This is a genomic window from Pseudomonas sp. (assembly GCF_050739935.1).
In the GTDB taxonomy this organism is placed as follows: domain Bacteria; phylum Pseudomonadota; class Gammaproteobacteria; order Pseudomonadales; family Pseudomonadaceae; genus Aquipseudomonas.
Genome location: NZ_JBOICF010000109.1, coordinates 13,465 through 26,541, shown reverse-complemented (window position 1 = coordinate 26,541; position 13,077 = coordinate 13,465). Strand labels below are relative to the sequence as shown.

The window sequence follows — 13,077 nt, the reverse complement described above, 5'->3', positions numbered from 1 at the left end:
CGGATACACGAATTGAACACTACCGAACGCCCGGATTGAACGCGCCTTTTGCAGGAACCGCCGGGTGGCGCTCCACCTTGCGAAGGCGCCTATCTGACGCTGCGGTGGTGAATGACACTACGCCTTCGCCAGCAAGCCGGCTCCTACAGGGGACCGGCGCTGACTCAGAGAGACCAACACCATGAGCCTTTCACCCCCCATCCGCGAGGAATACGAAGTCGCGCTGGAGCCTTTCACTCAGGAAGACCTGGCCCGCGATATTGCTCTCGCGCAACGCATCTGGCAGCTGAGTTGGGTGCGCAAGACCGTGATCCTGATCGCCCTGGCGGTGATCTGGGAAATCGCTGCGCGCATTCAGGGTAACGACCTGTTGCTGCCCAGCTTCCTCGATACCACCAAGGCTTTCATCGACGGCATCGTCACCGGCGAGCTGCTGACCAAGGTGTGGATTTCCCTGACCGTGCTGGTCAAGGGCTACCTGATCGGCATCGTCCTGGCATTCGGTCTGACCACGCTTGCCGTGTCGACTCAGCTGGGTCGCGATCTGCTCGGCACACTGACCGCGATGTTCAACCCGCTCCCGGCCATTGCGCTGCTGCCGCTGTCGTTGCTGTGGTTTGGCCTTGGGGAAAACAGCCTGATCTTCGTGCTGGTGCATTCGGTGCTGTGGGCGCTGGCGTTGAACACCTACGCAGGCTTTCTCGGGGTTTCCGAAACCCAGCGCATGGCCGGTCGCAATTATGGTCTGAAGGGCCTGCGGTTCGTCTGGTACATCCTGATTCCTGCGGCGCTGCCGTCGATTCTGGCGGGCCTGAAAATCGGTTGGGCATTCGCCTGGCGCACCCTGATCGCCGCCGAGCTGGTGTTTGGCGCGTCGTCGGGCAAGGGCGGTCTGGGCTGGTACATCTTCCAGAACCGCAATGAGCTGTACACCGACAAAGTGTTCGCAGGCCTCGCGGCCGTGATCATCATCGGTCTGCTGGTGGAAAACCTGCTGTTCAGCAATGTCGAGCGCCTGACCGTCAAACGTTGGGGCATGCAGCGCTGAGCAGACCATAAAAAAGAAATGCGCTGAAGGACCGGGCATGTGGTCTTTCAGCTATCCAACACTTTCGCTTTCTTTGTGAGGATTTCATGGGGCATACCAAACATTCGCGAGCAGGCTCGCTCCCACAAGTGCTGACTGCACTGGCGGTCACATTGGGTCTGGCTGGCGCGCTGCTGAGCAGTAGTGCTCATGCAGAAGGCAAGATCAGCATTGCCCAGCAATTCGGTATCGGTTATCTGATTCTCGACGTGGTGCAACAGCAGAAACTGATCGAGAAGCACGGCAAGGAAGAGGGCATCGACATCAAGGTCGACTGGAACAGCATTTCCGGCGCCACCGCGATGAACGAAGCGCTGCTGGCAGGTGCCCTGGACGTGGTGTCGGCAGGCGTACCGCCGATGCTGACCATCTGGGACCGCACCAAGGGCAAGCAGAACGTCAAGGCGATCGCTTCGTTGGGTTCGATGCCCAACTACCTGCTCAGCAACAAGCCTGATGTGAAGACCCTCAACGACTTCACCGACAAAGACCGTATTGCCGTCCCGGCAGCCGGCGTGGGCTTCCAGTCCCGCACCCTGCAGATCGAAACCGCCAAGCTGTTCGGTAACGACAACTACAAGAAGTTCGACAACATCTCCGTCAGCCTGCCGCACCCTGATGCCACTTCGGCGTTGATTGCGGGCGGTTCGGAGATCAGCGCGCACTTCTCCAGCCCGCCGTTCCAGTATCAGGAACTGGAAAACCCAAACGTGCATAAAGTGCTGAGCTCGTACGACGTGCTCGGCGGCCAGGCCACGTTCAACGTGCTCTACACCACCCAGAAATTCCACGACGAAAACCCGAAGACCTACAAAGCCTTCTATGACGCGCTGGCTGAAGCCGAGCAGATCATCAAGGCCGACAAGGCAGCAGCGGCGAAGACCTACATTGACGTCGAAAAGTCCAAACTGCCACTGCCGTTGGTAGAGAAAATCGTTTCGGACCCAGAAATCGACTTCACTGTCGTGCCGCAACGCACCTTCATCTACGCCGAGAAATTGCATGAAATCGGCGTGTTGAAAAACAAGGCCGACAGCTGGAAGGATTTCTTCTTCGACGAAGCCCATGGTGGTGCGGGCAGCTGACTTTTCAGCCTGACGAAGAACTGCAAGCGCCGGATTGCTGGCGAACGCGGTGGGTCATTGACGCCAATGCTGGCTGACACACCTCGATCTGTAGGAGCCGGCTTGTTGGCGAACGAGTAGGGTTAGTGACGAAAATACTGGCTGACACACCACATTCGCCAGCAAGCCGGCTCCTACAGCTCTGGTGCTGTATCGCAGGTTTGTATCCAGCCCCACCAAGGCCGGCTGACCGACGAGGTTTGCATCCGGCCACGCAAAGGGTGGCTGAGCGACAAGGTTTCTGAGTCGCCCGACACTTGTAGGAGCCGGCTTGCTGGCGAACGCATTGGGTCAGTGACGAAAATGTTGGCTGACACACCACATTCGCCAGCAAGCCGGCCCCTACAGCTCTGGTGGTGTATCGCAGGTTTATATCCAGCCCACCAAGGCCGATTGACCGATGAGGTTTGCATCCGGCCCCTACAAGGATCGCGCGTCGTTCAGGTTCAATCCGGCCAATGCCACGCTGGTTGATCCAGCATCCCTTGACCGACAATTCCGGTCTGTCCCAGCTCCTTCTCCAGCATGATGCAGTTGCATTCCGGGTCCTGCTTCAGCGCGGCGATCAGGCGGCTGGCGTGGGACACGACCCATACCTGACAGTTTTGCGAAGCCCGAATGATCAACCTCGCCAGCGCTGGCAGCAGGTCGGGGTGCAGGCTGGTTTCCGGCTCGTTGAGCACCATCATGGTTGGCGGGCGCGGCGTCAGCAGGGCGGCGATCAGCAGCAGATAGCGCAACGTCCCGTCCGACAACTCTGCCGCTGACAATGGCCGCAACAATCCCTGCTGATAAAACTCCAGCGCAAACAACCCGCCGCCCTGCGCATTGATTTCGATGCGTGCGCCGGGAAAGGCATCGCTGATCGCAGCATCCAGCGCCTCGGGCTCGCCGATTTCACGAATCGTCTGCAGAGCTGCCGCCAGATCTCGCCCGTCGTGATGAAGCACAGGCGTGCGCGTCCCTAATTGCGGTTTGCGCGCAGGGGCGTCGGCGTCGCTGCGGAAGTGATCGTAGAATCGCCACCCGCGGATACTCTCGCGCAGCTGCAGCACTTCCGGCGATGAGCGCAGATTGCCGACCTGATCGAACAGGCTGTCGAACGTCGGCGTGTGTTGCGCCAGTACGTCCCAGCCACGGCCTTCGCGCACGCGAATCATCGGCCCGGCACGGTCGACCAGCAAACTGGCGGGACGATACAAAGGTCCGGCCCAGATGCACTCACGTTTGATCTCGGGGTCCAGACCGAACGCCGTGGGTGCTTTGGGGGGGGATGGCAGACCCAATGAAATCGCATAGCTGAAATCCTCGGCGGCAAAGCCCAGACGCAGGCGGATGACTTCCTTGCGCGGCCCGCCCTGAACCTCGACCTCGCCATTGCGCATGCGTCGGCTGATGCTCTCCGGGCCGGCCCAGAAGGTCGACTTCAAGCCGCCTTCACGAGCCAGTGCGTTGATCACGCCACCTTGTGCGGTTTCGGCCAGCAAGCGCAGCGCGCGATACAGGTTGGACTTGCCGCTGCCGTTGGGCCCGGTGATCAGATTCAAGCGCGCAAGCGGCACCACCAGCGTGTTGATCGAGCGATAGTTGGCGACGGCGAGAGTGGTGAGCATCGAGCGGTCCTTGCTGTTAATGTGCGCAGCGGGCGAGTCGAGTTTTGCCGATTTTAGCGGCGCAAGGAACCCTGATCTACGCTCACAGTCGCATAATCACGTCACGACCACCCTCGGCGGCGCGGTACGCAACGGCATTGCCACAAGGAGCTTGCATGCCTGCTAAACCCTCGGTTCTTCAAAATAATCTGATTGCCCTCGCACTTGGCTTGTGCCTGGTGCTGGTGTCTGGCTGCGGCAAGGAAAAGCCCAAGGATCCGATACTGCCGCGGGTGCAGGTACAGGAGGTCAAGACCGCCGAGTTCGCCGCCGCCGTTGCGCTGACCGGCGATATCCAGGCTCGCGTGCAGACGCAACTGTCGTTCCGCGTGGGCGGCAAGATCATCCAGCGCATGGTCGATGTCGGCGATCGCATCAGCGCCAAACAGGTGCTGGCCAAGCTCGATCCCAAAGACTTGCAGACCAACGTCGACTCGGCCATCGCCGCCGAGGCCGCCGAACAGGCCCGCGTGAAGCAGACCGCTGCTGCCTTCGTGCGCCAGGAAAAACTGCTGCCCAAGGGTTACACCAGCAAAAGCGAGTACGACTCCGCTCAGGCACAACTGCGCGGTAGCCAAAGCGCGCTCAAGGCGGCCCAGGCGCAACTGGCCAATGCCCGCGAGCAACTGGGCTACACCTCGCTGATCGCCGACGCACCAGGCATCATCACTGCGCGTCAGGCCGAGGTCGGCCAAGTGGTGCAGGCAACCATGCCGATTTTCAGTCTGGCGCGCGACGGTGAGCGCGATGCGGTCTTCAACGTCTACGAGTCGTTGTTCGTCAATCCACCGACTGACCAGCCGGTCGAGGTCACGCTGCTGGATAACCCGCAAGTCAAGGTTACCGGCAGAGTTCGCGAAATCACGCCTGCAGTCTCGGCCCAAACCGGCACGCTGCAGGTGAAGATTGCGTTGGCATCGCTTCCGCAGGGCATGCAGCTGGGGTCGGTGGTCAGCGCTGCATTGACAGTCCCCGCCAAACAGAGCGTCGAACTGCCGTGGTCGGCCTTGACCAAGGGCCTGGGCGATCAGCTCGGCAAGCCCGCGGTGTGGGTGATCGACGACCAGAATAAGGTCAGCCTGCGCGAGGTCACGGTGGGGCGCTACCTTACCGGCAAAGTGATCATCGTCGACGGACTGAAGAACGGCGAAAAAGTGGTTGTCGCCGGTAATCAGCTGCTGCACCCGGACATGAAGGTCGAGCTCGCCGATGTCTACAAGAACCCGACAGGAGCAGAGCAATGAAGCGCCTGTCAGGGATTGTGTTGAGCGGATTACTCATCAGTGCATGCAGCAAGGAGGAGCCGCCACCGGAGCCCGTGCGCCCGGTGCTATTCGTCGAGGTCAAACCGCAGGATCAGCAGAGCCTGGGGCGTTTCGCCGGTAACATCGCCGCGCGTTATGAAAGCACCCTGGGCTTCCGCGTCTCGGGCCGCATCGCTCAGCGCAGCGTCGATGTCGGCGCCGAAGTGAAGAAGGGTGATTTGCTCGCCGTGCTGGACCCCACCGATCAGCAGAACCAGGTGCGTTCCTCCCAAAGCGATCTGGCTCGGGTTCAGGCGCAGTTGATCAACGCGCAGGCCAATGCCCGGCGCCAACAGGAATTGTTCGATCGCGGCGTCGGCGCCCAGGCAGCGCTGGACGTCGCAGTGACTGACCTGAAAACCTCGCAGTCTTCCTTTGATCAGTCCAAAGCCGCACTGCAACAGGCCAAGGATCAGCTGAGCTACAGCGAGCTGCGCACCGATCACGATGCGGTCGTCACCCAATGGAAAGTCGAAGCCGGGCAGGTGGTCAGTGCCGGCGAACAAGTGGTGACACTGGCGCGACCGGATATCAAAGAAGCGGTCATCGATTTACCGGGGGCGCTGGCCGAGCAACTGCCCAAGGGCGTGGTGTTCAAAGTTGCCAGTCAGTTGGAGCCCGACATCAACACCACCGCCACCTTGCGCGAACTCGAGCCTCAGGCTGAAAGCGCCACCCGGACTCGGCGGGCGCGTTTGACTCTGGCGGACACACCGCCGTCGTTCCGGCTTGGCACGGCGATCAGCGTCACCCTCAGCTCGGCCATCGAGCCGCGCATCGAACTGCCTGCCAACGTCTTGCAGGAGGTCGATGGCAAGACGCAGATCTGGATCATCGATACGCAGAGTCAGACCGTTTCGCCACGGCCCGTCAACGTGATCAGCCGCGACAATGACAGTGCAGTGCTGGCGGGCGGCGTCAAGAGTGGCGAGTTGGTGGTAACAGCCGGTGTGAACAGCCTCAAACCGGGGCAAAAAGTCAAAGTCGATAAGGACAGCCCACGATGAAAGGGAAGTTCAACCTCTCCGATTGGGCGCTCAAGCATCAATCCTTCGTCTGGTACCTGATGTTCGTCGGCTTGCTGATGGGCGTGTTTTCGTACATGAACCTGGGTCGTGAAGAAGACCCTTCGTTCACCATCAAAACCATGGTCATCCAGACCCGCTGGCCCGGCGCCACGGTGGACGAAACCCTTGAGCAGGTCACCGATCGCATCGAGAAGAAGCTCGAAGAGCTTGATTCCCTCGACTATGTGAAGAGCTATACCCGACCAGGCGAATCTACGGTTTTTGTCTACCTGCGCGACACCACCAGCGCCGGTGCAATCCCGCAAATCTGGTATCAGGTTCGCAAAAAGATCGACGACATTCGCGGCACGTTCCCGCAAGGGCTGCAAGGCCCGGCGTTCAATGATGAGTTCGGTGACGTCTACGGCTCGATCTATGCGTTCACTGCCGATGGCCTGACGATGCGTCAGCTGCGCGACTACGTCGAAGAAGTGCGCGTTCAGATCCGCGATGTGCCGGGGCTCGGCAAGGTGGAGATGATCGGCCAGCAGGACGAAGTCCTGTACCTGAATTTTTCCACCCGCAAACTCGCGGCCCTGGGGCTGGATCAGCGCCAGGTGGTGCAGAGCCTGCAATCGCAGAATGCGGTGACCCCGGCGGGCGTGATCGAGGCCGGTCCCGAGCGGATTTCGGTGCGTACGTCCGGGCAGTTCGCGTCGGAAAAGGATCTGGAAAAGGTCAATCTGCGCCTCAATGATCGCTTCTATCGTTTGAGCGACATTGCCGAGATCAGTCGCGGTTATGTCGATCCGCCCACACCGCTGTTCCGCTTCAACGGCAAATCGGCCATCGGTCTGGCGATCGCGATGAAGAAGGGCGGCAACGTGCAGGAGTTCGGCAAACAGCTGCACGATCGCATGGAAGCGGCGACGGCTGATCTGCCTATCGGCGTGGGCGTGAACAACGTGTCGGATCAGGCTCAGGTGGTGGAAAAAGCCGTTGGCGGTTTCACCAGCGCCCTGTTCGAAGCAGTGGTGATCGTACTGATCGTCAGCTTCATCAGCCTCGGGATGCGCGCCGGTCTGGTGGTGGCGTGCTCGATTCCACTGGTGCTGGCCATGGTCTTCGTGTTCATGGAATACAGCGGCATCACCATGCAGCGGATTTCGCTGGGTGCCCTGATCATCGCCCTCGGTCTGCTGGTGGACGATGCCATGATCACCGTTGAGATGATGGTTTCGCGGCTGGAAATGGGCGACTCGAAGGAACAGGCCGCGACCTTTGCCTACACGTCGACAGCCTTCCCGATGCTCACCGGTACGCTGGTGACCGTGGCCGGTTTCGTGCCCATCGGGTTGAACGCCAGCTCGGCGGGGGAATACACCTTCACCTTGTTCGCTGTAATCGCCGTGGCCATGCTGGTGTCGTGGGTGGTGGCGGTGCTGTTCGCGCCGGTGATCGGCGTACACATTCTCAGCGAGAACATAAAAAAGAAAGACGAGCACGCCAAACCGGGTCGCATTGCCCGCACATTCAACAGCTCGATGTTCTGGGCGATGCGTCATCGCTGGCTGACAATCATCGTCACGGTGCTGCTGTTCGCCACGTCGGTGTTTTGCATGCGCTTCGTGCAGAACCAGTTCTTTCCGTCCTCGGATCGCCCCGAGATTCTCGTCGACCTCAACCTGCCGCAGAACGCCTCGATCAACGAGACGCGCAAAGCCGTGGACAGGCTCGAAGCGACCCTAAAGGACGACCCGGACATCGTGCGCTGGAGTACTTACATCGGTCAGGGCGCGGTGCGTTTCTACCTGCCGCTGGATCAACAACTGGAGAACCCGTACTACGCGCAGTTGGTGATCGTGAGCAAAGGGCTGGAAGAACGCGCCGGGCTGATGGAACGCTTGAACAAGCGCCTGCGTGACGACTTCGTCGGCATTGGCACTTACGTTCAGCCGCTGGAAATGGGGCCGCCGGTTGGCCGTCCGATTCAATATCGCGTCAGCGGCGACAACATCGACAAAGTGCGGCAGCACGCAATCGATCTGGCGACGCTGCTCGACAAGAATCAGCACATCGGCGAGATGATCTACGACTGGAACGAGCCGGGCAAAGTCTTGCGCATCGACATCAATCAGGACAAGGCGCGGCAATTGGGTCTGTCTTCCGAAGACGTGGCGCAGCTGATGAACAGCATCGTCAGCGGTTCTGCAGTGACTCAGGTGCGCGATGACATCTACCTGATCAATGTGGTCGGACGCGCCGTGGATATCGAACGTGACTCGCCCGAGACCCTGCAGAATTTGCAGATCGTCACGCCCCAGGGCACGTCCATTCCGCTGCTGGCTTTCGCCAATGTGCGCTACGAAATGGAGCAGCCGCTGGTGTGGCGTCGCGACCGCAAGCCGACCATCACTCTCAAGGCCGCCGTGCGCGACGACATGCAGCCGACTGACCTGGTAAAAGAGCTGAAACCGGAAATCGACAAGTTCGCCTCGGGACTGCCGGTCGGCTACAAGATCGCCACCGGCGGTACGGTGGAGGAAAGTGGCAAGGCACAAGGCCCGATTGCCAAGGTCGTGCCGCTGATGATCTTCCTCATGGCGACCTTCCTGATGATTCAACTGCACAGTGTGCAGAAGATGTTTCTGGTCGCGAGTGTCGCGCCGCTGGGCCTGATCGGTGTGGTGCTGGCGCTGGTGCCGACCGGCACGCCCATGGGCTTCGTAGCGATTCTCGGGATTCTGGCGCTGATCGGTATCATCATCCGCAACTCAGTGATTCTGGTGACGCAGATTCACGAGTATGAAACCGCCGGCTACCTGCCGTGGGACGCGGTTGCTGAAGCCACCGAGCATCGTCGTCGACCAATCCTGCTCACCGCAGCCGCCGCCAGCCTGGGCATGATTCCGATTGCCCGCGAAGTGTTCTGGGGGCCGATGGCTTACGCGATGATCGGCGGCATCATCATCGCGACCCTGTTGACGTTGCTGTTCCTGCCCGCGCTTTACGTGGCCTGGTACAAAATCAAGGAGCCGACGCAGGAGCAGCGCGAGAAATTCGAGCAGGACAAAAAGCGTAAAGCCGAGGAAAAAGGTGAGGGCGATGAAAAAGGTGAGGGTGAGGGCGAGCCGACGCCTACGCACTGACGCCCAAAGGACGTCATGATTTTCGGACGCGTCTGAGAGACGGACGCTGGCCCGCCGATTATCGTCGACACCCTTGATCGATCAGGGGGTGTCGATATGTCCGGCTTATGTTCGCGTGCCTTGTGGCTGCTTTGCGCGCTGTTCTGCGTGCATGCCTCAGCAAGCGAGATGCTGGAAAACGAACTCTGGCGTGTCGAGCTTGACCCGGCGACGTTGGCGGTTCGCGTTCACCCTGCCGGGCAATCAGCTGTTCAGGCATCAACGGGCGTTGGTGCTCATCCGGTCAGCCAGCTGCAGCGAACGCCGAATCACCTCAAATGGCAGTGGAACGAAGGCGCCTGGCTGCTTGAGGCACGTCTGGATCAGCGCGAGCTGCTGCTGACGATCAAGGCCCGCGAGGCCGGGATGCTGGAAGTTTTGAACCAGTCCGCTGATGCCATGGGCGACGCATTGATCTGGCCGCTCGCAGAAGGGCATTACATTCCGCGGGGCAATGCCGTGTGGCAGCGGTTTCTGGTCGAGCAGGGCGAACTCAACACCACCCAGGATCTGAGCCTGCCGCTTTGGGGCACGCAGCACGGCGCGTTCAGCCTCACCTGGCTGATGACCAACCCGTTCAATAATCGGCTGAGACTCAAGGCCCAGGGCGATGCGCTGGCTATTTCGGCCAGTCATGAGTTCACTTCGCTGGATCCTCACGCTCCCATGACGTTTCGCCTGTATTTGGGAAGCGCGGATCCGATGTCCGGCGCGCGTCGCTACCGGCAATGGCTGATAGACACCGGGTCTTATCAGACCCTCGACGAGAAGTTTGCCGCAACCCCCAAGGTCCGCAAATTGATGGGCGCTGCGCATGTCTATCTGTGGGGCAATGATTTGCTGGGGCCGGATGACGTGCGCTCCTGGCCGAGGCTGGCCAGGGTTCTCGCGTCCTCGTCACCGCTGGCCGTTCGGTTGAAGAAGTTCATGGATGCCGAAGCGAGCGCGGTACTCGACCGCCAGGGCGCGTCATTGCAACGCTGGGAGCAGGGCGTGGTGCTGCGCAGTCTGAACCATGCGTTCAATTCAGTGGCCCGAGAACGCTGGCGCGCTGGCGCTCGACCAGATATGCAGCGCCTTGCGACGAGCTATGGCGAATTGCGGGCGGACATCGCGCAACTGTTTGGCAGAGCCTTCACTGACGACCCGTCCAAGTGGGGGAGCATGCTGGCTGCGAAGAACAATGATGCGATTCGTGGCGCCGGCCTTACGCGCTTGTGGCTTGGCCTTGGCGAAGGTTGGGAGGGCGGCCTGTGGCATCCCGAAGCGGTTCACGCAGCGGTGCAGGCGGGTTATCTGATTGCACCCTACGACTCCTACGAAACAGCGCTGTCCGACAGCGAAAACCCTGACTGGACCACAGCGCATCTAGGCAATGACGCACACCGGGACTGCGCGATTGTGTTGAAGGGCGGCGGGCTCAAGAGCGGGTTTCAACAGTCCGGGCATTACACCGATCCGCGATGTGTGCGGCCTTTGCTCGAGGCCCGTGTGCGGGCGGTTCGTGATGCGGCCGGTTTCAACAGCTGGTTTCTCGATGCCTATGCCACAGGAATGCTGTTCGACAGCTATCGCCCCGGTGCGACGCTGACGCAGTCGCAGAACGCCGAGGCCAATGTCGATGCCGCGCGGTGGGTTGCGCAGACGCAAGGACTGACTGTTGGCTCCGAGGACGGCAACGCGAGCACATCTCAAGGCATCCTCTTCGCCCACGGCATGCAGACCCCGGTGATCGGCTGGGGTGATGCGGACCTCAGCCGGAACAAGAAATCACCCTGGTATCTGGGCGACTGGTATCCGCCGGAACAGCCCGGCACCTTCTTCAAGCCGGTTCCGATCAAAGAGCCTTATCGCACCGTTCACTTCGATCCGACGACTCGCCTGCCGCTTTATCAAACCGTGTTCCACGGTTCGGTCATCACCACGCATCACTGGTTGTTCGACAGCCTCAAGCTAAGCAACGTCAAGGTACAGAACGAGCTCACGCAACTGCTTTATAACGTGCCTCCGCTGTATCACCTGAGCCAGGACACACTGAATTCCCGGTTGAAAATCATCCAGCGACAGGACGTATTTTTCCGCCCGCTGCATGAGCGTCTGGCGACTCAAGCGATGACTGGTTTTGCATGGCTGAGCCACGACCGTCTGCTGCAGCAGACCACGTTCAGTGACGGCACGCGGTTGGTGGCGAATTTTGGTGAAAGGGTGCGGGAGGCGGGTGGGCTGTCATTTGCTGGGCGGAGTGTGACCGCGATTGGAACGGGTGGAGTGTTAGCGGTTTATCAACCTCTCCCGGACTGAGCGCGTAATAGCCTGTCAATGCGCAAGCTCTGTGGGAGCGAATTCATTCGCGACGGGCCCGTACACTCGACCTCTCTGTGTCGGTTGTACCATCGCCTCGCGAATGAACTCGCTCCCATCGGTCTTTCATTTGTCGTGAGATCCGAGGCATTCAAACCCTGCGCCAGACGCTCGCCAGCCAGGGCTGCTGCTCTCTGGGCAAGGCTTCCGGCCGGTAGTAATGCTCGACTTCGACAAATCCCGCCCCGCTCAGCAACGCGCTCCACGATTCCAGATCGTGAAACGAGCCATAACGCTCGCCTTTCCAGCCTTCCTGATTATGGCCACGCGGGTTGGAGCTGAACAGCACGCCGCCCGGTTTCAACGCTGCGCGCAATTCGCCCAGCACGCGTGGCAGCTCCTGTCTTGGGACATGAAACAGCGAGGCGTTGGCAAAGACGCCGTCGAAGCGTTCGGAGGGTAGATCGAGTTCCAGAAAATTCTGGTGCAGCACCTCGCAGCCGCTATCGGCTCGGGCCATCTCGGCAAAACGCTCCGAGCCATCAAGACCTACCGCGACATGACCCATCGCAGTGAACGTCCGCAAATCCCGCCCCGGCCCACAGCCAAAATCAAGGATCTGCAACGGCGCCGAGCCCTGAATATTGCGCAGCAGCGCGTCGATGTTCTGGCTGACATCATGATCCCGCGTGCCCTCGCGAAACCCCTCGGCCACATCGTTGTAGTTGCCCAGCGTCGTGGCGGTGATCTGAGCGAGGGCCTGCGGGTCGAGTTTCATGTGGGGCGGATTCTGAGCGGAGGAAGCCGCCAATATACTCCTGCTCAGGTCAGGATATTTGTTCAACTTTTGCCGAGCACGAGATTGACCACCTCATCAATGGTTTCTATCTGCTCCCAATCTGCGGGCCTCGGGTTGAGCTTGTAGCGCCACTTGACCTGCATCATGAAGCAGGTGAGGTCTTCATCAATGATGTCGAGATCCCTGACGAAGTTGGTTTTGCCTGTGACGGCCTCGCGAGGAACGAATCCGATGATCGAGGTGAAAAGCTCGATGATTGCCTGCGTTAGCGCGTGTCGAGTGGTTTCAGCGTCCATTTTTTGCCTCATATGCACACAGCCCGATGCTAACCAGGTCAAACACGGCCAGTCCGACGGCTACGAAGGGAATCCCTCTCCCAATAACGCCAAAGACCCTTACAGTACCCAAGGTTGCCTTTGCTAGTCTGGCGACCGTGGGTTGCCTGATAAGTGTGCGCGGAAAAAAGCGCATACCGACCAGACTGGCGACATTGGTCGTTCTGCTGGAGCCAGCGTGGACCCATGCTCCTACTGCTGTCTTGCTGATAGGGATTCCCGCAGCTGCGGTTAAGAACGTCGCTGCAGTCAGGCCATAGTGCGCTTTCGTGCAGTTCCA

Annotated in this window: 9 protein-coding genes; 6 read left to right on the top strand and 3 right to left on the bottom strand. The window is 60.1% G+C overall.

Annotated features, from left to right (window positions below; all coding sequences use genetic code 11):
• Nucleotides 1–181: 181 nt before the first annotated feature.
• Nucleotides 182–1,048: an ABC transporter permease gene (locus ACRER8_RS21440; protein ID WP_431748195.1), complete on the top strand. Its 867-nt coding sequence runs from the start codon at nucleotides 182–184 to the stop codon at nucleotides 1,046–1,048.
• Nucleotides 1,049–1,134: 86 nt separating this feature from the next.
• Nucleotides 1,135–2,172: an ABC transporter substrate-binding protein gene (locus tag ACRER8_RS21435; RefSeq protein WP_431748194.1), complete on the top strand. Its 1,038-nt coding sequence runs from the start codon at nucleotides 1,135–1,137 to the stop codon at nucleotides 2,170–2,172.
• Nucleotides 2,173–2,657: 485 nt separating this feature from the next.
• On the opposite strand, the gene ACRER8_RS21430 is transcribed toward ACRER8_RS21435, so the two are convergent.
• A complete protein-coding gene (locus ACRER8_RS21430) occupies nucleotides 2,658–3,824 on the bottom strand; it encodes an AAA family ATPase (protein WP_431748193.1) in 1,167 nt (388 codons plus the stop codon).
• Nucleotides 3,825–3,979: 155 nt separating this feature from the next.
• Between ACRER8_RS21430 and ACRER8_RS21425 the strand changes: the two genes are divergently transcribed.
• The 4 genes from ACRER8_RS21425 (at nucleotide 3,980) to ACRER8_RS21410 (ending at nucleotide 11,663) form a co-directional block, all read left to right on the top strand.
• On the top strand, nucleotides 3,980–5,107 hold the full coding sequence (locus ACRER8_RS21425) for an efflux RND transporter periplasmic adaptor subunit (protein WP_431748192.1): 1,128 nt from the start codon (nucleotides 3,980–3,982) through the stop codon (nucleotides 5,105–5,107).
• Nucleotides 5,104–6,174 (top strand): efflux RND transporter periplasmic adaptor subunit, encoded by a 1,071-nt coding sequence (locus tag ACRER8_RS21420; protein ID WP_431748191.1) that lies wholly within the window; start codon nucleotides 5,104–5,106, stop codon nucleotides 6,172–6,174. The genes ACRER8_RS21425 and ACRER8_RS21420 overlap by 4 nt, the downstream gene beginning before the upstream one ends.
• The gene (locus ACRER8_RS21415; protein ID WP_431748190.1) at nucleotides 6,171–9,323 is read left to right on the top strand and encodes an efflux RND transporter permease subunit; all 3,153 of its coding nucleotides are present in this window, start codon (nucleotides 6,171–6,173) and stop codon (nucleotides 9,321–9,323) included. Before ACRER8_RS21420 ends, ACRER8_RS21415 begins: the two co-directional genes overlap by 4 nt.
• Before the next feature lie 96 nt (nucleotides 9,324–9,419).
• Nucleotides 9,420–11,663, top strand: coding sequence for a glycoside hydrolase (locus ACRER8_RS21410; protein WP_431748189.1), 2,244 nt, complete (start codon nucleotides 9,420–9,422; stop codon nucleotides 11,661–11,663).
• A gap of 151 nt (nucleotides 11,664–11,814) precedes the next feature.
• On the opposite strand, the gene ACRER8_RS21405 is transcribed toward ACRER8_RS21410, so the two are convergent.
• Complete coding sequence (locus tag ACRER8_RS21405; RefSeq protein ID WP_431748188.1) at nucleotides 11,815–12,441, bottom strand: class I SAM-dependent methyltransferase; 627 nt, start codon at nucleotides 12,439–12,441, stop codon at nucleotides 11,815–11,817.
• 62 nt (nucleotides 12,442–12,503) lie between these two features.
• A complete protein-coding gene (locus ACRER8_RS21400; protein WP_431748187.1) occupies nucleotides 12,504–12,758 on the bottom strand; it encodes an acyl carrier protein in 255 nt (84 codons plus the stop codon).
• Between the last annotated feature and the right edge of the window lie 319 nt (nucleotides 12,759–13,077).

What these genes read in the sequence shown, in the direction of transcription:
- ACRER8_RS21430 (WP_431748193.1), bottom strand. Translation starts at nt 3,824, where the DNA reads ATGCTCACCACTCTCGCCGTCGCCAACTATCGCTCGATCAACACGCTG.
- ACRER8_RS21415 (WP_431748190.1), top strand. Translation starts at nt 6,171, where the DNA reads ATGAAAGGGAAGTTCAACCTCTCCGATTGGGCGCTCAAGCATCAATCC.
- ACRER8_RS21425 (WP_431748192.1), top strand. Translation starts at nt 3,980, where the DNA reads ATGCCTGCTAAACCCTCGGTTCTTCAAAATAATCTGATTGCCCTCGCA.
- ACRER8_RS21400 (WP_431748187.1), bottom strand. Translation starts at nt 12,758, where the DNA reads ATGGACGCTGAAACCACTCGACACGCGCTAACGCAGGCAATCATCGAG.
- ACRER8_RS21440 (WP_431748195.1), top strand. Translation starts at nt 182, where the DNA reads ATGAGCCTTTCACCCCCCATCCGCGAGGAATACGAAGTCGCGCTGGAG.
- ACRER8_RS21405 (WP_431748188.1), bottom strand. Translation starts at nt 12,441, where the DNA reads ATGAAACTCGACCCGCAGGCCCTCGCTCAGATCACCGCCACGACGCTG.
- ACRER8_RS21435 (WP_431748194.1), top strand. Translation starts at nt 1,135, where the DNA reads ATGGGGCATACCAAACATTCGCGAGCAGGCTCGCTCCCACAAGTGCTG.
- ACRER8_RS21420 (WP_431748191.1), top strand. Translation starts at nt 5,104, where the DNA reads ATGAAGCGCCTGTCAGGGATTGTGTTGAGCGGATTACTCATCAGTGCA.
- ACRER8_RS21410 (WP_431748189.1), top strand. Translation starts at nt 9,420, where the DNA reads ATGTCCGGCTTATGTTCGCGTGCCTTGTGGCTGCTTTGCGCGCTGTTC.